Source organism: Nostoc sp. GT001 (assembly GCF_030382115.1).
Lineage (GTDB): Bacteria > Cyanobacteriota > Cyanobacteriia > Cyanobacteriales > Nostocaceae > Nostoc.
Genome location: NZ_JAUDRJ010000003.1, coordinates 4492414 through 4515608 on the forward strand (window position 1 = coordinate 4492414; position 23195 = coordinate 4515608).

General features: G+C 41.3%; 18 protein-coding genes. 6 read left to right on the plus strand and 12 right to left on the minus strand.

What is annotated here, in order from left to right:
* Window positions 1–26 precede the first annotated feature (26 nt).
* From QUD05_RS21965 to ssuD, 9 genes are all read right to left on the minus strand, one after another.
* Window positions 27–1175, minus strand: coding sequence for a filamentous hemagglutinin N-terminal domain-containing protein (locus QUD05_RS21965; RefSeq protein ID WP_289797923.1), 1149 nt, complete (start codon window positions 1173–1175; stop codon window positions 27–29).
* A gap of 339 nt (window positions 1176–1514) precedes the next feature.
* Window positions 1515–2666 carry a calcium-binding protein gene (locus QUD05_RS21970; RefSeq protein ID WP_289797924.1) on the minus strand — a complete coding sequence of 384 codons (1152 nt, stop codon included), beginning with the start codon at window positions 2664–2666 and terminating at the stop codon, window positions 1515–1517.
* The gene (locus tag QUD05_RS21975; RefSeq protein WP_289794346.1) at window positions 2653–3993 is read right to left on the minus strand and encodes a transposase; all 1341 of its coding nucleotides are present in this window, start codon (window positions 3991–3993) and stop codon (window positions 2653–2655) included. Before QUD05_RS21975 ends, QUD05_RS21970 begins: the two co-directional genes overlap by 14 nt.
* Window positions 3994–4077: 84 nt before the next feature.
* Complete coding sequence (locus QUD05_RS21980) at window positions 4078–4323, minus strand: hypothetical protein (protein ID WP_289797925.1); 246 nt, start codon at window positions 4321–4323, stop codon at window positions 4078–4080.
* Between the two features lie 607 nt (window positions 4324–4930).
* Window positions 4931–6286, minus strand: a complete 1356-nt coding sequence (locus QUD05_RS21985) for a (Fe-S)-binding protein (protein WP_289797926.1) — start codon at window positions 6284–6286, stop codon at window positions 4931–4933.
* 63 nt (window positions 6287–6349) lie between these two features.
* Window positions 6350–7687 carry an FAD-binding oxidoreductase gene (locus tag QUD05_RS21990; RefSeq protein WP_289797927.1) on the minus strand — a complete coding sequence of 446 codons (1338 nt, stop codon included), beginning with the start codon at window positions 7685–7687 and terminating at the stop codon, window positions 6350–6352.
* A 662-nt stretch (window positions 7688–8349) separates the two neighbouring features.
* Window positions 8350–8916, minus strand: a complete 567-nt coding sequence (gene ssuE / locus QUD05_RS21995; RefSeq protein ID WP_289797928.1) for an NADPH-dependent FMN reductase — start codon at window positions 8914–8916, stop codon at window positions 8350–8352.
* A complete protein-coding gene (locus QUD05_RS22000; protein ID WP_289797929.1) occupies window positions 8913–9269 on the minus strand; it encodes a beta-class carbonic anhydrase in 357 nt (118 codons plus the stop codon). Before QUD05_RS22000 ends, ssuE begins: the two co-directional genes overlap by 4 nt.
* Window positions 9270–9296: 27 nt before the next feature.
* Complete coding sequence (gene ssuD, locus QUD05_RS22005; RefSeq protein ID WP_289797930.1) at window positions 9297–10457, minus strand: FMNH2-dependent alkanesulfonate monooxygenase; 1161 nt, start codon at window positions 10455–10457, stop codon at window positions 9297–9299.
* A gap of 447 nt (window positions 10458–10904) precedes the next feature.
* Between ssuD and QUD05_RS22010 the strand changes: the two genes are divergently transcribed.
* The gene (locus QUD05_RS22010) at window positions 10905–11435 is read left to right on the plus strand and encodes an MgtC/SapB family protein (RefSeq protein ID WP_289797931.1); all 531 of its coding nucleotides are present in this window, start codon (window positions 10905–10907) and stop codon (window positions 11433–11435) included.
* Window positions 11436–11667: 232 nt separating this feature from the next.
* The gene (gene msrB / locus QUD05_RS22015) at window positions 11668–12162 is read left to right on the plus strand and encodes a peptide-methionine (R)-S-oxide reductase MsrB (protein WP_289797932.1); all 495 of its coding nucleotides are present in this window, start codon (window positions 11668–11670) and stop codon (window positions 12160–12162) included.
* Window positions 12163–12667: 505 nt separating this feature from the next.
* On the opposite strand, the gene QUD05_RS22020 is transcribed toward msrB, so the two are convergent.
* On the minus strand, window positions 12668–13267 hold the full coding sequence (locus QUD05_RS22020) for an MBL fold metallo-hydrolase (RefSeq protein WP_289797933.1): 600 nt from the start codon (window positions 13265–13267) through the stop codon (window positions 12668–12670).
* 174 nt (window positions 13268–13441) lie between these two features.
* Here QUD05_RS22020 and QUD05_RS22025 point away from each other — a divergent pair, with 174 nt between their 5' ends.
* The 3 genes from QUD05_RS22025 (at window position 13442) to QUD05_RS22035 (ending at window position 17373) form a co-directional block, all read left to right on the plus strand.
* The gene (locus tag QUD05_RS22025) at window positions 13442–14626 is read left to right on the plus strand and encodes a pyridoxal phosphate-dependent aminotransferase (RefSeq protein WP_289797934.1); all 1185 of its coding nucleotides are present in this window, start codon (window positions 13442–13444) and stop codon (window positions 14624–14626) included.
* A gap of 492 nt (window positions 14627–15118) precedes the next feature.
* Entirely contained in the window at window positions 15119–15490 is a 372-nt protein-coding gene (locus tag QUD05_RS22030) for a four-helix bundle copper-binding protein (protein WP_289800044.1), read from the plus strand.
* Window positions 15491–16233: 743 nt separating this feature from the next.
* Window positions 16234–17373 carry a patatin-like phospholipase family protein gene (locus tag QUD05_RS22035; RefSeq protein WP_289797935.1) on the plus strand — a complete coding sequence of 380 codons (1140 nt, stop codon included), beginning with the start codon at window positions 16234–16236 and terminating at the stop codon, window positions 17371–17373.
* Between the two features lie 285 nt (window positions 17374–17658).
* Here QUD05_RS22035 and modB read toward each other — a convergent pair whose 3' ends face one another.
* Window positions 17659–19473: a molybdate ABC transporter permease subunit gene (gene modB / locus QUD05_RS22040; protein ID WP_289797936.1), complete on the minus strand. Its 1815-nt coding sequence runs from the start codon at window positions 19471–19473 to the stop codon at window positions 17659–17661.
* A gap of 419 nt (window positions 19474–19892) precedes the next feature.
* Here modB and QUD05_RS22045 point away from each other — a divergent pair, with 419 nt between their 5' ends.
* A complete protein-coding gene (locus QUD05_RS22045) occupies window positions 19893–21941 on the plus strand; it encodes a potassium channel family protein (protein WP_289797937.1) in 2049 nt (682 codons plus the stop codon).
* A gap of 270 nt (window positions 21942–22211) precedes the next feature.
* On the opposite strand, the gene QUD05_RS22050 is transcribed toward QUD05_RS22045, so the two are convergent.
* Window positions 22212–23114 carry a class I SAM-dependent methyltransferase gene (locus QUD05_RS22050; protein ID WP_289797938.1) on the minus strand — a complete coding sequence of 301 codons (903 nt, stop codon included), beginning with the start codon at window positions 23112–23114 and terminating at the stop codon, window positions 22212–22214.
* Between the last annotated feature and the right edge of the window lie 81 nt (window positions 23115–23195).

Consider the following 23195-nt stretch of genomic DNA (forward strand, 5'->3'; position numbering starts at 1 on the left):
TTGCCCAGTTTCAATGTTTACCGAACCTAAGCATTTCCGACACCATCAGTCTGAGTTATGATTCTGCTAAAATTAGCACCATCAGCCGATGTTCCACTCAGTTCCACAGAATCAAAGGCTCTTACAGTCACAGTCCCCCCCTGTCCGGAGTTAAAAGTACCAGCTGCTATCTCTGACCCATCCCGGATAATCAACTTCCTAGTGTCAATCGTCAAACTTCCACCAGTTTCGGCACCATAAGTTTCAGCTAACAGACGGCTTGCTCCAAGGACTTCTACCAACTCGGAGGCGCGGACGATAAGTGTCCCTCCGGGTTCGGCTCCTGTGTTATTAGCTACAATCTGTGAACCATCAGCGATTGTGACACGTCTACCTTGTATCTGGATATCGCCAGTGCCTAGTTGAGAACCGACACCTCGTTCAAAACTGGTTTGGACTGTAGCTCCTTTGGTGAGGGATATGTCTGCTAACGCTACATTATCAGGAAAACTCAAACGCAGATTTTTGTCATCTATATTCAGCCCTACCGTTCCTTCTCCTGCTAATCCTCCCAATTCGACTCGACCATTGAGAACGGACAATTTTCCCCCTTCTAAGTTCACATCACCACCTATCAACAACAAACTTTGATTGGCAGAAAGTTGCAGACCTGCTGTAGATTGATTGGTAATCGATTTGGTAATTTGATTGAATAGCAAAGCTGAAGGATTGACCGTTAGGAGTGGAGGAGAATTAGGAACTGAGGCACTGAACAAGCCTTGCTCACCAAACCCGATGGCATTTGCTGTTGTTGCTACAAACGAACCTCCTATATTAAGTTGGGCATTCGGCCCAAAGATAATCCCCGATGGATTAATCAGAAATAAGTTAGCACTACCTAAGACACCGAGCCTGCCGAAAATCTCGGAGCGTTTACCCCCTGTCACTCGACTAATAATATTCTCAATCCCATTCGGATTAATGAAAATAGCTCGTCCTCCTTCTTTAACGTTGAACTGCTCAAAACTGTGGAATAGATTGACCCCCCGAATTGCTCCACCATTTATCCGGTCAAAGTTAGGAGAAGGTGTAACAACAGAACTTTCCTGACCTAATGTGTTATCGGGTACTATCTGGGCTAAAGCACACTCGTTGGCTGCTGCGATCGCTGTAACTAAAGTTAATAAACTTGCCAACCTCAACTGCCACCACTGATGAAATAAGCTTTGAGAGAACACGGTAAAAGTCGCCTTAAAGGAGATTTGTAAAGGTTTTATCAAGTGACTAGATAATTATTGATGAAACTGAGGAAATTTTCGACAGCGTAGTAACTTAATAGCCATGCTCAATTAATATCCAGCCTAGAAATTCTCTAAGTGGGATCATTGTTTTTAGAGTGTAGTCAATACTTTTCGGTTAAGGAGAAAAGAAGAAAGAAACATCTTTAACCTTTTCCCAAAACCCAACTCCAAGTTAAAAATGCTTAACCGAACAGTATTGGGAATGTAGTGTCTAAATTTGGGTTTGGTTAGGCACTACAAGACCAAGCTAATTGAAGAGGTTAGACCGTCGGAGACAAGCTCAATTTCGAGACTAGGTATGAAATAAGGCTTGTTCTCAAGAGTGGCGAATTCGGTTCCCTGGAATGACAAAGCACCAGTGTTGCTGTTGTAAGTAAACTCGTTAGTCGAAGTAGCGCTAAACCCAATTGTGGAAATCTGAATTTTGTCGCTCTGCGTGTAGCTGAAGTCCTTGATGATGTCAATGCCTTCAGACCGGAAGTTGAAGACAAATGTATCAGCACCAGTATCGCCTGTGAGTGTGTTGTTACCAGCAGCACCAACGAGTGTATCGCTACCAGAACCCCCATTTAAAAAGTCGTTACCAGCACCGCCTTCGAGTGTGTCGTTACCAGCCCCACCAACCAAAATGTCGTAGTCCCCATAGCCAAGCAAGTAGTCATTGCCATCGTCGCCAACCAAAAAGTTGTGACCGACATTCCCCTCAATTCGATTGTCTAGGGCGTTGCCTATGCCATTAATATTCTTGCTACCTGTGAGAACCAAATTCTCTAGGTTGTCACCCAATTTGTAGTAGGACGAAGACTTAACCGTATCGATTCCTTCATTCAAGTATTCTGTAATCTTATATCTTGCAATATTATTGATAAACTGATCGGTGATTAAATTGTACTCAGACTCGAATACAAAAGTCATATAAGTGTCATTGCCAATTCCACCAATTAGGCTATCAGTCCCATTCATGCCATCAAAAATGTCATCGCCTTCTTCGCCATACAATATGCTGCCAAAACTGCGTTCTCCGCTATTCAAATAATCATTGCCTAAACCACCGTATAGTTCGTTAATGTTACTATTTTTACTATTTTTATTACCGTAAAGACTGTCATTGCCTGAACCACCATACAACATATTGTAACCACCGTTGCCATACAGTACATCGTTACCTTCTAAACCATAAATAATCTCGTCTGCCGATGTCCCTTGGATTGTGTCAGAACCTATAGTGCCGTAGATGAATTCGCTTTTTTCTGGTCTAGGTTGGGCGGCAACAGGTGAAGCTGTACTTGTATTTATATTTACATGATTATAGTTGTGATTTACAGGGTCAATACTGATAACACTATCATCAACACTCAATACCTCTGCCAATTTACGAGGGTTCAACGCCAGTGGAAACGGGATGAATACGTCCTAAAGAAGTAAGCTTGGCAAAAATCTGGGTTAATAAAATAGGCTCAGGGATTTCGGGAAGCATTTTTAACATTTCACGAACATATCGAAAACCACGATGGTAAGCCTTAAGGTCAATAATGCCAGAACCGGGATTGAGTTGCTGGAAATCAGCGAGAAGATGGTGGGATAAATTGACCATAAAAAATGCTAAATTAGAAGCATTAGTCACGGCAGTTTGGCTCAGGTTCATAAAATCTTCCAATCCCCAAAACTGCTTGGCATCCCTAAAATTAAACTCGATTTGGAAACGGAGTTTGTAATAGTCGATAATTTTTTCAAATGACAGAGTTAGGTCGCTAGAAAAAATAATTACATGGCTGCAAGCATTAGTTTTAAGATTGGTTTTGACCAAAATCACTACATTGAGAGCTTGGGCAAATTCTTTGTGAATAAGAGTGGCTTGATAAATATCAGTTTGAATATCATCCTCAATAGCACTTTTACATAAGTATTTGTCAGGTATATTACGATAGTCTAGCTTATCACCGTATTTACGACGAGAGCGCTTACTGGAGTCAGGATTTTCATAAGGGAAGTATAATGCTGAATCATGGCGCAATTTGGAAATTATCTGCAAGTTGACAAGACGTGCCATCTGCAAAGCATTGTTGTTACCAAAATGACCATCTACTACCAAGTAGGTGAGGGAAATAGAGTTAGCTAATAACTTGAATAGTGAACCAATCATTTTCTGAATTAGTATTAATTCAGATGTTAATATCACTTCCTTTTTATTTTTGTTTTTACTTCCTTTTGGTCGTCCACGCCCACGCTTTTCTTTTTTGTTTGGTTTTTCGATTGTCGAGGTACTTTTTGTTTGAGTATCTTTCTTTATTACCTGTTCTATCTGAATCGGAAACGAGTGCCTCTGTTCAACACTCACTAATGATAATACAAAGAAAGATAATCCTGATATCGGTTTATTGGCTAGGCTAGAAAAGAATCTATCTAATCCATAAGTCTTTTTACCCGATTTACTGACTACAACTTCATCTCCTGCAAGCAAATATACCTCATTCGCACGGAACAAATGCTTGCGGAAAAATAGCCAAAACAATGTAGCCCAAGGTATTACTGTATGAAAAAACCGCAACATCGTCCGATAACTACCACCAATGCCTGCCCAACGGGAAATTCCCAACATCGTGACTCGTCCGCTCATCGCTAACATAGCCAGGATTATCTGGTTCAATTGCCGCATCGTCGTAGCGTTTATCTGCGGTAGCAAGCATTGTAGCAGTGATAAGATATCGGACATGGGCTGATTGTAGTTTTTGAGTTGTCGTTGTGAGAGACAATAACTCTACTACATCGGCCCTCTCTCCTCATCCTCTTATTTTGGCTAAGGTATTGCAACACTATTACCAGTTTGAGAGAAGTTTTTAATGATGTCAAAACCATCAGTACTATAGACGTACAGTCCACGATCAAAAACGAGGACATCAATTACATTGTTGAAAACAAACTCATCACCACCACCACCACCACCACCATCAAGAATGTCATCACCTAGATCGCCGAAAATGGAATCATTTTCTAGAGTCCCAATCAGATTGTCGTTACCAAGGGTACCGTTAATAGATGCCATGTCCATCACTCCTTGTCAAACTATGGTTCAGTGCAGAATTCAATTAATTTCACGTGATCTGACAACCAACGGCATTCGTTATGCCTTAAGATCAACAATCTAGTTTCCTAGTAGTTCGACGGGTTAAAAAGGTACAAAAAAGCTGAGACTGTAATTACAAGAACTACCCCTTTCAAGGTAACTTCAAAAATCTTTTTTCTCTTTGTGTTCTCTGCACAGCTCCGGTTTGAAATAATTTTTTTTGGTTTGCTGAATAATGGGATGATTTCGCCCTATTTTGAACGAATTATCAATGGTTTCATACCGCATCTATCAACGCCATATTTTTTTACCAATTTTGCCAAAGAACACACAGAATAAAAATCCAAAAGGATTTGTTGACCAAGATTTTTACTCACCTTGAAAGGACTCCTTCTAGTAATTTACCTCAAGATGTATTTTTGCAATTGGTCTGTCTTAGCAACCATGACTGCTCAGGCTGTAAGTAGAAATGAGAACGTTCTGTTAAACTAAGTTGACATCAATGAGAGCTGTGCGCCCCTACCTGTGATTTTCTGCCTTTAACAGGAGAGGACAAAAGTAAATGCACAACGCAGCTAGCAAACGTCTACAATTTCAACTTCTCACCGCGAATCGAATAATCTAACAACTCCATCGGGTGAATAACTGAAATCTTCTTACCTTGCAACTGCAAATGTTTAGTAATTTGCAAAGTACATCCAGGATTAGCAGAAGCAATTAACTCAGCACCAGTATTCAACAAATTCTCTACTTTTTGCCGACCCAATTCTTCAGACACTTCTGGTTGCAACATATTATAAACCCCAGCACTGCCACAACATAAAGCTGCATCTATTGGTTCTCTTAACTTCACCCCTGGAATTTGTCGCAACACCTGACGTGGTTGGACGCTAATCTTTTGCCCATGTAATAAATGGCAAGCATCTTGATAAACTAAATTCAATGGTTTATCAGTCAGTGGTGAAAGTTTCGCTGTTAATCCAACAGTTGCCAAAAATTCTTGAGCATCTTTAACTTTAGCTGCAAAATCCTTTGCCTTTTCCCGATATTCGAGGTCGTCTTCTAAAATGTGACCGTACTCTTTCAAAGTATGACCGCAACCAGCAGCATTGATAATTACAAAATCGACATCCGTCTTGGCAAAACTATCAATCATCTGCCTTGCTAAAGCTTTTGCCTGTTCTGTTTGTCCTTGGTGTTCGGGAAGCGCCGCACAACAACCTTGAGATTTGGGAATCACAACTTCACAACCATTCGCTGTTAAAACGCGCACTGTGGCTTCATTTACAGGTGAGAAAAACAGCCGTTGGACGCAACCCAAAATTACCCCAACTCGATACCGCTTTTCACCTTTAGCAGGAATCACACTAGGCAAATTATCTTGAAAAGATTTAAGAGTAATTTCTGGCAGAATTGATTCCATTGCTGCCAAACGGGGCGATATTTTATTCAGTAAACCCGTAGCCCGAAATAACTTAGCAAATCCTAACTTTTGATAAACCAATAATGGAACTAATAAAACCCGTAAAAGATGGGGATAAGGAAACAGAGAAAATATCAGTTGACGAAAAAACTGATCTGGTAAACTGCGGGGATAATTTCGTTCAACTTGATGACGAGTTGCAGAAATTAACTTGTCATACTGCACCCCCGAAGGACAAGTACTCACACAAGCAAGACATCCCAAACAAGAATCAAAATGTTCTACTGTTGCCGTATTGAGGGCAATTTCACCCTCATTAATTGCATCCATTAAATAGATGCGTCCTCTAGGAGAATCCATCTCCTTACCCAGCACCCGATAACTGGGACAAGTCGAAAGACAAAATCCACAATGTACACAACTATCAATTAACTTCGGATCAGGCGGATGACTCTCATCAAATCCCTTCAAATTCTTTAAACTAGCCGTATTATTAACAGAATTTTTTGAAACTTGCATATTTCTCTTTTTCCCCTCTCTATCTCAGCGTCATCTGTGTCTCTGCGGTTCGTTTTCTTAAAACTAAATCCCACCCACAAAGCGACCAGGACTTAAAATATTCTTACTATCAAACTGTTCCTTAATACGGCGCATCAACGGCAAAGCATTCCCCGTATAACCCCAAACATCTATTTGTTCTTTAACCCCAACTGGTGCTGACAGAATTGTTAAAAAACCTTGATTAGCTTGAGTGCGATTGCTTCCAGCAGAGCCTAACTCATCGCGGATTTTCAAAACTTGATTTTTACTCTCTAATTGTAACAAACCTAAACCACTACTAATATGAATTAAACCCAACTCCACTTGAGTTAAAATCTCCACAGCAGCAGTAGGTAACACTCCTATTTTGCAGCTAATTACCGATTCTGTAGCAGTAGTATGGATTCGTTCTTGCAATCTCTGCCATAGATTAGCTTCGTCACCATCGGCAAAAATTGCTCCATTTAACCCTAACTTTTGCCCAACTTCCAAAACTCGGTTTGATTGTTCTTTAACACTCTCACTAATACTTTGAAACCGAGCAATTAATCCCAGCCCTTCACCCAATCCTAAACTAGACACCAATTTAGCTGATAGCAAATCAGCCTGAACTGGTGTTAACGCCGAACCTCGAAGGATATCAGCCGCTTGAGATACAGCCTCAGCTTTACCAGTTAGTAGCACCGTCCCTGATGCCTCGGCTAACGGATACAGGCGAAAGGTTAGTTGACTAATAAAGCCTAATGTCCCATAAGACCCCGTAAGCAACTTCATCAAGTCATATCCGGCGACGTTTTTAACTACTCTTCCCCCAGCTTTGGCGATTTCTCCATCAGCACGGACAAAGGTAATACCTAATAACTGGTCGCGCACACTACCATAGCGTTGCCGCAGAGAACCTGTATCACCTGTGGCAACAATACCGCCAATGGTTGCCGACTCTGGTGCTGTGGGGTCAAGGGCGAGAAATTGCCGCGATTTTGCCAAAAGTGCTTGCAAATCGGAGAACTTCATCCCAGCTTCTACGGTGACAGTCAAATCGCCAACAGCGTGTTCAATCAATTGGTTGATGCGTTCTGTACTAACTACAACATCAATGCTTTTCGCTAAACCACCCCAGCTAAGTTTACTGCCACTACCACAGGGAAGGACACGCCAGTTATTTGCGTGAGCCGTGGTAATGACTGCGGCTAGCTGTTCTTGGCTGCTGGGATAGACAATACAACTGGGTGAATTTCCAGAAGCTATAGCCTGTTGGATACGTTTTTGCTGACTGAGTTCGATATTTTCCCAAAGGCAAATAGCATTTTCTTCACCGACGATAGATGCAAGTTCAGAAGCGCAGACGCCTTGCGGCTTGTCGTTAGACATCGCTTTCATTGAGTTTATTTTTTTACGCCCTACTTCTAATTTACTGGCTAACCTGACCAAAAAAGCGCATTGCCATTAATCGGTGGCTTTAGATTCCTACGGCTGGTTGCACCAACGACAGCTTGTAATTAGTGCCAAATAAAAGAAAGTTTGTTTTTCAGGCGATCGCTACTCATTTACAATAAACTTTTTACCGCAGTCTGCAACTTTAACGTTTATGACTAATAATCTACTGGGTAAAAAGTTGAGCTTTGTTAAAGCTGAATAAAGTTGTGATCTCTTGTCTTAAGAGCGATCGCGCTTTGGTTAGTTAAGGTATTAGCCTTATTCAATCTATAATTTTGTGAATTTGGTGATAAACTTTTAAATTTAAGTGGAGAAAGTAGTAGATGAGTAAATTTAACTCATCTACTACAAGTAGAGTTAGGAGACATTTTGCATATATACAAGATATTTTATAGAAAAAATAATAAATTATAGCGGTGTTAGTTGAATAGACTATAGAAGTTGTGAGATAAGTATGAGCATAGTCTATAAATAATTGTAATATTGCAATAAAAGTGCAATTTATGAAAGTAAAGTTATGTAGCTTTGATTAACTTTAAAAAAAGTAACAGATGGGTAAAAATTACCCCTCTGCTACAAGCAAACGGAGGTATAAACTTGATTATTTAATTGGCATGAACCAATTCTTGAGGCGCTGCGGCATCATATTCTACAGCTTTCACAAATTCCTTGAGAACGTCTTTGAGTCTTTGCTCAATTTCCTCATCTAACAAGACACTATTATCAGCTTGGCGTTGAATTTGTTTGTCTACCGCATAAATAGTAGCTAGGATATGCCGCGCTCCTAATTCAGATAACACAGGTTTTAGGGCATATTCAATTGCCAATAAATGAGCGATTGTTCCACCCAAAGCAATTGGTAACACGGGTTTACCTGTTAATGATTTTTGTGGTAGCAAATCTAGAAATGTTTTTAGCACTCCTGTATAAGCTGCTTTGTAAATTGGGGTGGCAATAATCACACCATCTGCCTTTGCTAATAAAGCTTTCGGCTGTTCTAATGCAGGGCTGTCGTATCGTCCAAAAACTAAATCTTCAGCAGGCAAATCCCGAACTGAAATAATATCTACATGCAAGCCTTCTTGTTGTAAAAGCTTGGCAGTGTACTCGACCAAACCATAGGTTCTAGATGGATGGGTTGGACTACCTGCGATCGCTAGAATATTTGTCATTCAATTAAACTCCCAATTTCTAAAACGGGTTCAGTATGTTTTGTGGTTTTGGTATTCATAACTGATGCTGTCATCATGCCACATTCGGTATGATTAATAACGATGATTTCTTTTGTGCCAAAAAACTGTGTAGTTAACATCGCTGATCGAATTGCATCATCCGTCACTAACCCCCCAGCATTACGGAAAATATGAGCATCTCCTTCACCAATTCCTAATGCTTTCTCCACTGGTAAACGTTCATCCATGCAAGCTAGCACCCACAAGCGTTTATTGTTAGGTATTCCCAACTGACGACGCAATACACACGCTTCTTTTTCTGAGATTTTTTGGTCGATTTGTTGGTGCAGCATAGCTATTAATCTCCTAGTTCATAACTACTAGGATATGGACGTTGCTCTTTCTTGAAGCTTTTGCTTAGGGAAATCTTCATTTGCCACAATCTCGCCGAATGGACTTAAGACGTGTTGCTTCTCCATTGTGGGTAAATTTTCTAATGGCAAATGGGGAAATAGAAGTTCTGCAACTCGATAAGCTTCCTCTAGGTGGGGATAGCCAGAGAGGATAAAGGACTCAATACCTAAATCTCCATATTCTAATATCCTGGCAGCTACGGTTTGGGGATCGCCGACTAAGGCTGTTCCTGCACCACCCCGCACTAAACCGACTCCCGCCCACAGGTTCGGGCTAATCTCTAATGCCTCACGATTACCGTGGTGTAATTGAGTCATTCGCTGTTGCCCAACTGAATCCATCCGGGCGTAAGCTTTTTGGGCTTTAGCGATCGCCTCATCATCCACATACTTAATCAATTGATTCGCCGCATCCCAAGCTTCACTCTCGGTTTCGCGCACAATCACATGTAGGCGAATTCCAAACCGCAAAGTCCGGCCTTCTGCTTCTGCAAGTCTGCGAACTGCTGCAATCTTCTCGGCTACTTGTGCCGGTGGTTCGCCCCAAGTTAGATAAACATCTACATGCTTGGCAGCAATTTTTTGAGCAACAGGAGAGGAACCGCCAAACCACAAGGGCGGATATGGCTTTTGAACAGGTGGAAAAAGCAGTTTACCATCTTGAATATTGAGATAATCACCCTGAAGATTGGCTTGTTCTCCACTAGCGATCGCTCGCCATACTGTCAAAAATTCATCTGTTAATTCATAGCGGCGATCGTGATCCAAATGCAAGCCATCTCCCGCTAACTCCACGGGATCGCCACCGGTCACGACATTAATCAGCAAGCGTCCTCCAGAGAGGCGATCAAAAGTTGCCGCCATCCGTGCTGCTACTCCAGGTGATACCAAGCCGGGACGAATTGCCACCAAAAAACGCATCTGTCGGGTTAGTGATACCAAGGTTGACGCGACAATCCAAGCATCTTCGCAAGAGCGGCCTGTAGGCAGCAATGCCCCTGTATAACCAAGGTCATCCACCGCTTGGGCAATCTGCCGCAGATAAGGAAAGCCTACTGCCCGTCCGCCTGTAGCAGTTGCAAGGTAACGTCCGTCGCCATGAGTTGGGATGAACCATAGTAGCTGCATGAATCCTGTCCTTTTAAACTCCGGCAATTCGATAGAAATACCGTACTTTATTTGTAGTTTTTAGAGTATCACATATTCTATTTAAGTAAGCAAGAAGTTTTCAGAAAACTCCGGTATTCCTATCAGACCAATGTATATTAGTCAAAAAACTAGCGTTGGGTATTGGCATTAGGCACAAGAGGCAGAGGTGCAGAGGGGAAAAACTTACTGCAACTTCTCCCCTGCTCCTCTGCTCCCTTACCCTCTTTCTGTCTCTAGGAAGAATCCAGGAATGGTGGGTTTGTGTATACTTATTTACTTATTCATAACCTTTTGTTAAATTAACTTTAACGTACTAAAAACCTATTGATTTGCTGTGCTTAACTTTTCAGCTACAAAAGTGGGTAGCCATCCAGCCCACTGCCAATAGGTGCAAAATTGTGTTCTATCTCTAGGAGAAATAAGGCAATGGGGCCGATGTTTATTAGTGCCAACGATTGGCCACATATAGCGTTTAGATTGTCTTTGGCACTCCTGGTTGGTTGCTTGATTGGATTTAACCGTCAGCAAGGAGGTAGACCAGCAGGGATGAGAACGTTCATGCTCGTGAGTATGGGAGCAGCATTATTTGTGATGATTCCTTTGCAGGCTGAGGGCGAGAGTCCTTATGCTGCTACCAATGCACTGAGTCGCACAATTCAAGGTGTAGCTACCGGGGTTGGATTTCTCGGAGCCGGACTGATTTTACAAGAGTCTCCGAGAAAATCTGCAACACCAAAAGTAAAGGGTTTAACTACAGCCGCCTGTGTCTGGACTGCTGCTGGCTTGGGGGCTGCAATTGGTTGTGGTCTATGGCAAATGGGATTATTGGGAGGCTTACTGACTCTGATTACCCTCAGTGGGGTAAAGCGGCTCAATCGCGCATTTGTATTTATGACGAGTCATGGTAAACACGGGACTACTCAGCATTTCACCACCTCTGATGAAGATGATGATTGACCGTAGTTTATGCTCCAATTGAAAACTATACTTGCTATTGTCCAAAAATCAGGTCAAATAGATCGGATTTCCACCTAGTATTTGGCTGAAAAATAATTTGTTGTTTCTTAGCTAATTTTAATCAGTTTATCAGGGCTAATTCAGAGCGATCGCTGATTATAGTCATTCATGTAGGGAATCCCGTACTGGAATTGATTGGCCAGTGAACCGGAAAATAGAAAATAATAGATATATGGACAAACGCTATTTTTTACAGGCTGGTGCAGTCATAGTCGGCACAGCATTGTTATCAAGGTATATCAATTGGGGGTCACAAGCAATGACAACTTCTCAGAGTGGATTTGAAGTTACCAAACCAGAGTCAGAATGGCGCACAATTTTAACGCCAGAACAGTTTAATGTATTGCGTAAACATGGGACTGAACGCCCTTACACCAGTCCATTGGATAAGGAATACGACAAGGGTACTTATTATTGTGCTGCGTGTGAACTACCACTGTTTACATCTGACACCAAATTTAACAGTGGTACTGGCTGGCCTAGCTTCTTTAATCCAATTGAAGGTGCGATCGCCACTACTGTAGATAAGTCGTTGTTTATGACCAGAACTGAAGTGCATTGTAGTCGCTGTGGTGGTCATCTGGGTCATGTTTTTGATGATGGTCCTGCACCCACTGGTAAGCGCTATTGTATGAACGGTGTTTCGCTGAAGTTTACTCCTGCTTGATTAAGTTGCGTAGGCGTAGACCCTCGTGACATCGCATACACAACCTAAATCATCAGATTTTGGAGCTTGACCAAGGGTGAACAAACTTTTGACAATAACTTCTCCTACTCAGTGCTACTGGACGAAATATTGTCAATTTAGGAAAGTGCAACTCTTGGTCTTCGCTAAAGATATTTACCTAAATTAGTCTATTTGTTTGGCTCTTTTTTCTCCTTTTTGTCTTTAGGATCTTTTTTAGGTTTTTTAGCTTCTTTATTACTTTTTCTTTCCTTAGACATCAGCGTTCTCCAACTAGATTGATCGTTAAAAGCCTTCGCATTCTGCCGTCAGGAAATCAGGATATTACTTACCTGATATTCTTTTATGGCAAAAAAGAAACTATCAGACATAAATGCTACTAACTACCATGATAGGGTGTTGTTTGATTTTCTTCTGACAGCCTTTTTATCTATTTGAACCATAATCGCCTGTAGGGTAGCATAGCTAGCTGTGCTACCCTAATTATTTACAGCGTTGCTACCAGATCCTTTAAGCGATCGCGTCCATCTCGAAAGACTGGCCAACCATCCCCCACCAACACTGCTTCTACCCGACTTAGTTGAGCCAACCTGCGAACAGAAGCTACAGCCTCTTCTCGATTCAGCAGTTTGTCATCTGGTAAAATCGTTAAGCTACCTGCTTTACGTGCCCGGACTAAATCCCCTGTAATTAAAGTTGTCTCTTCCAGTAACAAAGCCAACTCACCGGGAGTTTTAGAACCATTGAGTTCAATCACCTCCAGTCCTGGCACAAATTCTTCACCATCAGATAGCCAGCGATCGCAAGGTATAGGAAAAGTGTCTTTTTCTGCAATGGGGCCAGCAATCTTGGCATAAGTTTGATCGGCAATTTCTTTACTTGCTCTGACATGCTCAGAATTCGTCAGCACAATCCAAACCACACCGCCGAGGGATTTTAGATGATTCCAATCATGGTTTGATAGGGCTACTGGGTCAATCAAGATGTTGCCATCTGGGCGAATCCAGGCAATCCCATTGAAATCAATATTTCTTGCCGGATTGAAATTAGACCAGCTATACAGATCGGGACGGTGCAAAGATTTCATGATGATTCTGGATCGGTACTTCAATAATTGACTATTAATCTCAATAATTAAGTATATAGATTATAAGGTTGCATTCCCTCTAGATCGGAAATTTGAGTATACTACGATAAATCTATCAGCATTATGGTTTTTATCGGGTTTGTAGAAATTCTCGGTTAACGGCAATACGGAGGTATGGTGGTGAGTAAGATTGGGCGGCAAAAGATATCAGCGAAGGCAGAACAGTTTACAGAGTCGGTGATTCGAGAAATGACGCGGGTAGCACTGCAACATGATGCAGTGAATCTAGCGCAGGGTTTCCCTGATTTTCCCTGTCCACTAGAATTGAAACAGGCAGCATATCAGGCGATAGAGGCAGATGTTAATCAGTATGCCATTACTTGGGGCGATCGCCCATTTCGTCATGCGATCGCTAATAAAGTCCGTTGGTATCTCGGCTTAGATATCAATCCCGAAACCCAAATCACCGTTACCTGTGGTTCTACAGAAGCAATGGCATCTGTGATGCTAGCGACAGTCAATCCGGGTGACGAAGTAATTGTATTTGAGCCATATTATGAAAACTACGGCCCCGATGCGATTTTAGCTGGTGCTATACCCCGCTACGTGACACTGCATCCTCCTCATTGGACATTTGATGAATCACAGTTGCGTCAAGCTTTCAATGCCAATACCAAAGCGATTATTATCAACACACCCCATAACCCCACAGGTAAAGTCTTTACCCGTGAAGAACTCACCCTAATTGCTGAACTTTGTCAAAAATGGGATGTGTTAGCGTTCACTGATGAAATTTATGAACATATTCTCTATGATGGCACTCAACATATTGCCCTAGCGACTCTTCCTGGAATGGAAGAACGTACCGTTACTATTAATGGTTTATCCAAAACTTACAGCGTCACTGGATGGCGAGTCGGCTACATTCTAGCAAACCCTGAATTGACAGGAGCAATTCGCAAAGTTCATGATTTTCTCACCGTTGGCGCACCTGCACCATTGCAACGAGCCGGAGTTGCCGCCATGCAATTGCCACCATCCTATTATCAAGAACTAGCGAAACTTTATCACCAGAAGCGAGACAGCATTTTACAAATTCTAGACCAAGTTGGGATTCCCTATTTCGTTCCCAAAGGAGCCTATTACGTTCTTGCAGATATTTCCAAATTTGGCTATAAAACAGATGTTGAATTCACTTACCATCTGATTAAAAATATTGGTGTCGCTGTAGTTCCCGGTTCCAGCTTTTTTAGCCAACCAGAAAAAGGACATTCATTGATCAGATTTTGCTTTAGCAAAAGACCTGAGACATTAAAAGCAGCTAGCGATCGCTTACTCAAATTAGAATCAAATCTATAACCGACATCATATCTTATGTAAGTTGTGAAAATTACTTTTTTGAGGAAAGTTTATTTGAAGTGCAGTTGAAATTCCATTATGAATTACGAATTTTCCAGGACATATCTCTTCAAATTAATATAAGTTAATAAAATACAGGTTAATATAAATTTACAAATGCTTAGTCTAGGCATTCATTTGTTAAAAAAAATAACATTATTTTCGAGTTAAATTTAACTCTAACTTTTGATCCCCGACGTAAATTTGAATTGTCAAATTAAACCCCACTCTAAAGCGAGGGTTTCTAAGGCTTAATGTATAGTATTCCCCAGAAAAACAACACTAAACGACTGTAGAATTCCTTCAATTTTCCGGTAATTATATCGGGATAGTAGGCTTAAAAATTCTGGATTAAAAACCCCATTGACTCTTTAAAAGGATAGGACTAATGTGATGAGTAGTCCTTAAAAGGACACTATTTATGCATCAAAAAATCAGGAGGTATTTCCGATGATGATGATGATGATGAATGAAACCATGACTCCAGAAATGCAGACTTGCATGGATGTTTGTATGGATTGTCATAAAATGTGCATGGAAACCATGACTCATTGCATGAGTAAAGGTGGTCAGCACATGGACAAGAATATGATGAGCATGATGAGTATGATGCGCGATTGCTCTGAAATGTGCATGATGTGCATGAATATGATGATGAGCGGTTCTGAGTTCATGGAACGCACTTGTATGCTTTGCGCGGAAATGTGCGATCGCACAGCAATGGCGTGTGAGATGATGAGCGATGACGCCAAAATGATGGAATGTGCTGCCGCTTGCCGTAAGTGTGCAGAGTCTTGCAGAAGTATGCACATGATGCCCGCATAATTTCCCTAACTAGCAGAAGTTTCTCTGCAACCTAATATTCAAGCGCTCAGACTCCTTGGGGTCTGGGCGCTTGAAGTAAGGACTTCTAAAATTACCAGTTGATGCAAGTCTAAACCAATACTTGAGAAATAATTAATATTACTTAAAATAGTTTCGGAATTAGAAGCGATCACCTAAAGGTAGTTTTATCCAGTACCTTAGGATTTGTTAAAGTCAGTAATAGTATTTAGACCAATAGCAGAGCGATTAAAAGCAGCACTGATGTTGTCAAGGAATCTGTCAGTCGCCGGACTAACTGTGAATACGTTATTACCTGCCTAGTTTCTCGCGCTTCATATCTAGCAAACTCTTTGCCTTTTTGTAACTATCGAACTCACATTAATTTAATATTCTGGAATTAAGGCAAGTGATTTTACTGGGGATGTGCCTAGATGTAGATGTTATATTTGCGGCATCCACCAGTACCTCATAATTTGACTTTCAGACCACATTTTATGCTTAAACGCCTAGCGATATAAGGAATTGAAGGCATTAATTTTGCACCAATTGGATACACTACCAGGTCAAAAGTTATGTCAAATTGTCAATCAGTGGTTGCATCAGAGTGTACGAAATGCTTCTTGTGTTTGATGCTGGTGGGGTGGATTGGGTTGGGAAAAAATGTCTCGAACTCAAAAAGTTCAGAAATTGATTTTGGATATCGTCAGAGATACAGAACAAACTAAATTAACAAGGAATTGGATATGTCAAAGACGTTTAAAATTCTCAGCTTAGATGGGGGTGGCATCCGTGGAGTTATATCCGCAACAATTTTAAAGAAGATAGAGACAACACTGAAAGAAAAGAAAAATGGGCAGAAATTACATGAATATTTCGACTTGATTGCTGGGACATCCACTGGTTCAATTCTGGCTGCGGGAATTGCCTGTCAGATGGAAGCTCAACAACTGATTAACGTCTACAAAGAACAAGGAAAAGATATCTTCCTAGAGTCGGTACGTCAGCAGCGAAAATGGCGGTGGTTGAGTCAAATTCTCGGAGGTTATGTGTTATATCCCCACGAGCGGGGAGAACAGGGGTTGGCTCAGGTCTTAAAAAGAAACTTAATTCATCAGGGAAAATGCCCGACAATTGCAGATATCAAGCAGCCAAATCTCTTGATCCTTGCGTATGACGTTTTATCCCGAAACACAACGTGGTTTGCGAATGACGACGATAAAGAATGGTACTATAAGAACAAGACTGAACTATGGAAAATATGCACAGCTTCAGCACCAACATTTTTCCCTCCTTACGAACTCCGCCGCAACTCCGAGGAGTTTCTTCCGCACATTGATGGTGGAGTAGCGGCTAATAACCCAGAGTTGGCTGCGATCGCCCATGCTTTATCTATGCAAATAAATGACCAAGGTAAAACCAGACCCAAGATAGAGGAAATTGCTGTTCTCTCCATTGGAACTGGTCGAACAACTCGTCCATATGAATATTCCGAGATCAAAAAATGGGGACTCCTGGATTGGGCAAAGAATATACCAAATATTTTCCTAGACCCTTCTGCGGAAAATTCCAACTATATTTCTCGACGCATATTTAATAGCATAGGTAGTGAAAATTATCTGCGTTTGGATTTCGATCTAAACGAACAGTTTGAACCAAGACAATCAGGTAGACCGAAGAAAAAGTTAAAGAAGCCCTATAATAAGTACGTTTTAAAAAAGGACGACAAGAATTATAAATGCATCACCGAAGAGATGGACAATCCCGAAAAATGTCAAGACCTGATAGAGGCAGCTGAATGCTATCTTGAGTACGGAGAAGTTGCCTTTAAAAAGCAAAACATTGAAGTTCGGTCTGCAATTGAACAGTTTATCGAGTCTCATTAAGCATTAAGATGTCAGCAAAAAAGCGATCGCCCCTCTATTTTTATTTGAATTAAGACAATGTAGAAGTTGTGGAGAGAGCGATCGCATTTTCCATTGCACTTGTGCTTTACTCTGGTATGACAATCAATCCTGGTGGAGCCAAATAAAGGAGAACCCAATCCCACCTCCGAGTCTAAATCTTGCTGCAAACGGATAGAATCGATAAAATAAAATAGAGAGAATAGGCTTTGCTATCCGATAAGCTAACGATTCCATCAGGATATCATATTACCTCTATCTCTGCGTTCACTCCATCAAAATCAAGCGCAGCGGATCTAAACGCACATACCAAGGAAAAGGCTGGTCTTTCATCGTCGCCCATTTTTCTTTAAAGACTTCAGCTTGCAGATGGTAATCTTGAGAATTCTTGCCAGCCGAATGTAATTTGAGAAATAATGTCATTCTATGGGGTGTTTCACTAGTTCGTACTACCCAGCAAGGAAAGGTATTTTCCTGTGATGAGTCGTTGGTAAAAATAAACTGATGGGCACGAATGCCGACGTGAGATAATTCGCTCTTGACTGGTTCAATTACTTGCAAAGTACAACCCCAATCAATCGCTTCCAACTGTTGTGATGACTGGAGAACAGCATGGGAGAAGTTTTTGCATCCAGTGAGTTGAGCAACACTAACGGTAGCAGGATGCTGAAAAATCTCATGTTTACTACCATAATGAACTGCTCTACCATGCTCCAATACCAATAAATTCGGACAAATCCGATAAGCTTCTTCCATATTATGGGTGACAAATAGAGTCACACCTTGGTAATCAGCTAGAGTTTCTGTCATTTGCTGCTCTAATTGACTACGCAGATGTGTATCAAGTGCCGAGAACGGCTCATCTAAAAGTAATGCTTCCGGTTGACTTGCCAATGCTCTTGCTAAGGCTACTCGTTGTTGTTGTCCCCCAGAGAGTTGGTGCGGATAGCGATCGCCTAATCCCTGCAACTGCATCGCTATTAGTTGCTCCTCTACCTGTACCCGAATACTCCCAGCAGATAGTTTTTTGGCCAAGCCGAAAGCGATATTTTGCGCCACATTCATGTGTGGAAAAAGCGCATAATTCTGCACTAAAAAACCGATGCGGCGATCGCGGCTGGGTACATTAATTCCTTGTTCTGAGTCAAACAAAACTCTGTCATTTAAAACTATGCGGCCATTTGTGGGCGTTTCTATCCCCGCAAGGCAGCGCAAAATCATACTCTTACCTGCACCAGAACCCCCCAATAATCCCAAGGGTTGCTCATCAGTAGTAAAAGCAACTTTTAAATCAAAGCTAGGAAGTATTTTTTCAATGTTGACAAACAATCCACCATATTCAAAGCTAGATTGCGGAGTATAAAGAATTTCTCCCCCTGCTCCCCGCTCCCGTTCGACTACGCTCACGGCAAGCCCCCTCCCCTTTTCTCTCAATTCTTGCCAGAAGTTGACTGCAATAATTCCAGAGAGAGAAATCAGCATAATTGCGATCGCCCAAAACCACGCTTCGTTCATTGCTCCCGCTTCCACAGCAAAATAAATCGCCATTGGGATTGTCTGCGTTTGTCCGGGAATGTTACCAGCCAGCATCAACGTTGCACCGAATTCTCCCAAAGCACGGGCAAAAGCTAACATTGTGGCGGCGACAATGCCGGGTACTGCTAGGGGTAAACTGATGCGCCAGAAGATTGTAGTTTCAGTTGCACCAAGAGTTCTAGCTACTCGCAGTAAGTTGCCATCTATTTGTTCAAAGGCTCCCAGTGCAGTTTTATACATTAAAGGGAAAGAAACTACTGTAGCTGCGATCGCCGCACCATACCAAGTAAAGACGATGCTGAAGTCAAAAGCCCCCATAAATTTCCCTACAGGGCCATTTTTGCCAAAAAATAGCAGCAACAAGAACCCGACAACTGTGGGCGGTAAAATTAGAGGCGCAATAAAGATACCCTCAATCAACGATTTACCTTTGCCACGATATCCCAGCATCCAGTAGGCAGCAGCAATACCCAAGAAGAAGGTAACAAATGTGGCAAGTAATGAAGTTTTAAGTGATATCCAAAGAGGCGATAAATCCAATGGCATAGTTGCGTAGGGAAGAATTAGCTCAACTAATCCCTAATTTACCAACTTTAGCTTGAATATGTCGGGAAAAGTTGGTAAATTACATCACAATCAATCAGGAAAATCCCAAAAACTAGCCAAGCTTTCAACAAAACTCGCGTTCAGTTGGGTATCAAATATCAGAATTCGATACGGTTTGTGATCATTTGATCCTTATCTTGAAACCAACTGTTAAAATTATTGGGAATTAGGCACTTCCAAATAAAAAATCTCTAATTAACTCTTGTGGGGTGGGCGACACGAGAGCCCAGTTTATATTGCGCTCATGTTGCCCACCCCACAAGATTGGATAATTTATTTCTTGGAGTTTTCTTACCGAAGTGTAAAAATCCTTGCAAACACATACTGTTAGCAGTATCTAATGCTACCGTCAACAGAAAGTGCATCCCCCTCCTACCAGCAATCAAAAAAAACCCCAAGACCTTTTCTTAGTATGCGGACTTAAAAGTTTAGGACAACATTGCGTTGCAATCCTCAAGGAATACGATGTTAAAGTCAGCGCTATAGAGGATGTACAGCCCGAACATTGGGAAGTCCCGGAAGTACCTAACTTACTAGAAAAGTTGATTGTAGGAGACTGTCGCCAGTCAAGTGTTTTAGAGCGGGCAGGTATATGCCAGTGTCGTTCAATACTTTTAGTAACCAGAAATGAGCGGATAAATATAGAAGCTGCCTTTGCAGCACGCCGTCTTAATCCGCATGTCCGCTTGATTGTACGTTCTGACAAACAAAATTTCAACAAACTCTTGTGGGAAAATCTCGGCAATTTTGTTGCCTTTGAACCTACTCATCTTTCAGCTCACGCCTTTGCTCTGACAGCCCTTGGTTCTGAAGCTATTGGATATTTCACCTTAGAAGGGCAACTATTGCAAGTGATAAAGCACCAGGTACAAGCGAAGGATAGCTGGTGTAATGGCAAGCCAGTACATAGACTCAATCTGACAACTCGCCGCATCTTGAGCCACAAACCTGTTTCATCTAAACCACTCAAAGAATTGTTTGGCTGGAACCCAGAGGCAGAAGTGCAGGTAGGAGACACTCTAGTTTACATTGATGTGGCATACGATTTAGCTTTCTCTGAGCAACATCGACAATCTCATACCCAAAAGTGGCAGTGGCAAAAGTTTATTCAAGGCATCACAGCGAAAAATCTCAAGGATAAAATAGTGCAATTTTGGCAATCTTACTACCAAAGCCAAAATCAAATCCGGCGAATTGCAACAATCTATGCGATTACTGTACTTATCCTATGGCTTGTTGGAATAATTCTTTACCGCTTATATTATCCTGACATCACCATCCAAGAAGCTTTCTATGCAACAGCAGTTTTGCTTTTGGGAGGATACGGAGATTTATTTGGTGGTGTTGAGTTTGCAGCGCAATCAAAGCCTTCAGACGCTATCCCTTGGTGGTTGCGGTTGTTTAGCCTGGGAATGACGTTGACAGGTCAAGCTTTCGTGGGAGTATTATATGCGCTGCTGACTGATGCTCTGGTCACTTCAAAATTCCATTTTTTCAATTCCCGTCCTCCCATACCACAACGCAACCATCTGATAATTATTGGCTTAAATCGCTTGGGACAGAAAGTAGCTGCTCTTTTGCAAGAACTCAACCAACCCTTAGTAGGAATTCATCCTACCACTCTCGACCAAGAAACTTTACCCGATATGCCCCTTGTCGTTGGTAATGCTACCGAAGCACTCATTAAGGCGAATATCTCCCATGCTAAAAGCATTATTTTAGTTGGGGACGATAATATGGAAAATCTGGAAATTGGTTTGATGGCTCATGCAATGAACCCCGCCACTACCTTGATTATCCGCTCTCAAGACCGCCAATTTAGTGATAATGTCGCCCCTCTCTTCCCTTATGCTCAAGTTATATGTGGTGCGGCTTTGTCGGCAGAAGTTTTTGCTTGTGCTGCTTTTGGAGAAAATGTTCTGAGCTTGTTTCACTTGAATGAGCAAATAGTCATGGTGACGGAATACAAGATTGAAGATGGCGATACCCTGAATGGGTTGCTTTTATCTGAAATAGCATCTGGCTACAGTGTTGTACCGATTCTCTACCAAAAATATCAGCAAGACAATTACTCTTTAATGCCCTGGTATGATGTTAAGCTTGATGCTGGCGATCGCTTGATTGTTTTAGCCACAAGCAGTAGTTTGCAGCGAATTGAATGGGGTGAAATGCTGCCTCGCCAATGGAGCGTGCAGATTGAAAAAGCTCTAACTACAAATTCCATTATGTATGGTGCTGAAGAGATAGTTTTAATTACAGGATGTAGTTCTACTACCGCTAGGGAATGGATGAATAATTTGCCTAGAGTATTGCCAATACCACTTTATAAACATCAAGCTCAACGTCTCGTGCGCGAGTTAACAAAAGTACAAGTTTTGGCGAATCTAATCTTCATTGGGCAACCTTAATCCTCCCATAACTAGAAGTGATATCAATACTGTTTGGTTAAGGTAAGAGACGCGATGAATCGCCGTCAAAACAAAAGACTGATTATTGTAGAGACGGCGATTTATCGCGTCTTTGTGATAATTGGAGTTTAGACTAAATAATCAAACTCAAAGCAAAAAAGAAAAAACTAAAGTTCATAGGCATTTATTGTAAAAATAAAAGCACAACATTGTTGTGCTTTTGTAGATTATTTGTATTCAGTTCATTGTAACAATCAGAGAGTTTCTTAATTAATCCAGTTTTGTACTGTAGGCACTAAAACCGTAAGCCAAAGTTTCTTTTAAATTATCGGATGGCTTGAGACTCCTATTGATAGCATTAGCAAACGGCACCGGAATCCCTTTGATGGTTTCCGGCAAAATCGCATATTCTGCTGTTGGTTCGACAATGTATTCTGGACACTTCGTTTTCATCCCAGCAGTAGCTAACATTTCTTCTATTTCAGCAGCTGAATATTGCTTGAGGTAAACTGGATTTCTCACAAATGGGTTCAGCCTTCTGATAAAATTATGGATAATATGAGAAGGACAAGACTTATTGTGAAAAGAATGATTAAACACAAAAATTCCACCAGGTTTTAGCACACGAGAGATATCAGCCAATAAATTTCTTAATTGGGCATCGGGAATATGCATAAAAACGCAATTAGAAATTACCAAATCTATAGAATTATCTTCTAAAGGCAATGTTTCAGCAGAAGTGCAAATCAAGTTAAATTCCGCTTCTGGGAAAAAATTGTATTCTTGTTTAACTTTGATTAGCCGCCGCAATAAAGGTTCAGAAATATCAATACCGTAATATTTCTCGCATTTGAGATTTTTCGCTTTCGAGAGATGTAAAGGTGCGCGACCATAACCAGAACCAATTTCTAGAATAGAACCGACAGATTTATTCAACGGAAATTTGTTCCAAGTACCTCCAGGCGTACCAGTTAGCAGAGTGTAATCTTGTTTAATGGGCGATGTCGCTGCAACTTTCTCAATTTTTTGGGAGCCATAATATGTTTTACCAATTGCATCCCATGTTTTTTTATGTTGAGTATTAGTTAATTGTTCATAGTCGCTAGGAAAATAAATTCCATCTCGTAATTCAAAGTCATTTAGACTGGATTTTACATTTGCTAATTGAGACATTATGATTATCCTCATCAATAGTGAAGTCTGTTTTCTGTTATACTCTTAACTCAGCATTAACCGCAAGTGATTTTTACTGAA

Excerpts from the sequence above, each read along its gene's own strand:
- QUD05_RS21975 (WP_289794346.1), bottom strand. The coding sequence starts at position 3,993 with ATGTCCGATATCTTATCACTGCTACAATGCTTGCTACCGCAGATAAAC.
- QUD05_RS21980 (WP_289797925.1), bottom strand. The coding sequence starts at position 4,323 with ATGGCATCTATTAACGGTACCCTTGGTAACGACAATCTGATTGGGACT.
- QUD05_RS21985 (WP_289797926.1), bottom strand. The coding sequence starts at position 6,286 with ATGCAAGTTTCAAAAAATTCTGTTAATAATACGGCTAGTTTAAAGAAT.
- QUD05_RS21990 (WP_289797927.1), bottom strand. The coding sequence starts at position 7,687 with ATGAAAGCGATGTCTAACGACAAGCCGCAAGGCGTCTGCGCTTCTGAA.
- ssuE (WP_289797928.1), bottom strand. The coding sequence starts at position 8,916 with ATGACAAATATTCTAGCGATCGCAGGTAGTCCAACCCATCCATCTAGA.
- QUD05_RS22000 (WP_289797929.1), bottom strand. The coding sequence starts at position 9,269 with ATGCTGCACCAACAAATCGACCAAAAAATCTCAGAAAAAGAAGCGTGT.
- ssuD (WP_289797930.1), bottom strand. The coding sequence starts at position 10,457 with ATGCAGCTACTATGGTTCATCCCAACTCATGGCGACGGACGTTACCTT.
- QUD05_RS22010 (WP_289797931.1), top strand. The coding sequence starts at position 10,905 with ATGGGGCCGATGTTTATTAGTGCCAACGATTGGCCACATATAGCGTTT.
- msrB (WP_289797932.1), top strand. The coding sequence starts at position 11,668 with ATGGACAAACGCTATTTTTTACAGGCTGGTGCAGTCATAGTCGGCACA.
- QUD05_RS22020 (WP_289797933.1), bottom strand. The coding sequence starts at position 13,267 with ATGAAATCTTTGCACCGTCCCGATCTGTATAGCTGGTCTAATTTCAAT.
- QUD05_RS22025 (WP_289797934.1), top strand. The coding sequence starts at position 13,442 with ATGGTGGTGAGTAAGATTGGGCGGCAAAAGATATCAGCGAAGGCAGAA.
- QUD05_RS22030 (WP_289800044.1), top strand. The coding sequence starts at position 15,119 with ATGATGATGATGATGAATGAAACCATGACTCCAGAAATGCAGACTTGC.
- QUD05_RS22035 (WP_289797935.1), top strand. The coding sequence starts at position 16,234 with ATGTCAAAGACGTTTAAAATTCTCAGCTTAGATGGGGGTGGCATCCGT.
- modB (WP_289797936.1), bottom strand. The coding sequence starts at position 19,473 with ATGCCATTGGATTTATCGCCTCTTTGGATATCACTTAAAACTTCATTA.
- QUD05_RS22050 (WP_289797938.1), bottom strand. The coding sequence starts at position 23,114 with ATGTCTCAATTAGCAAATGTAAAATCCAGTCTAAATGACTTTGAATTA.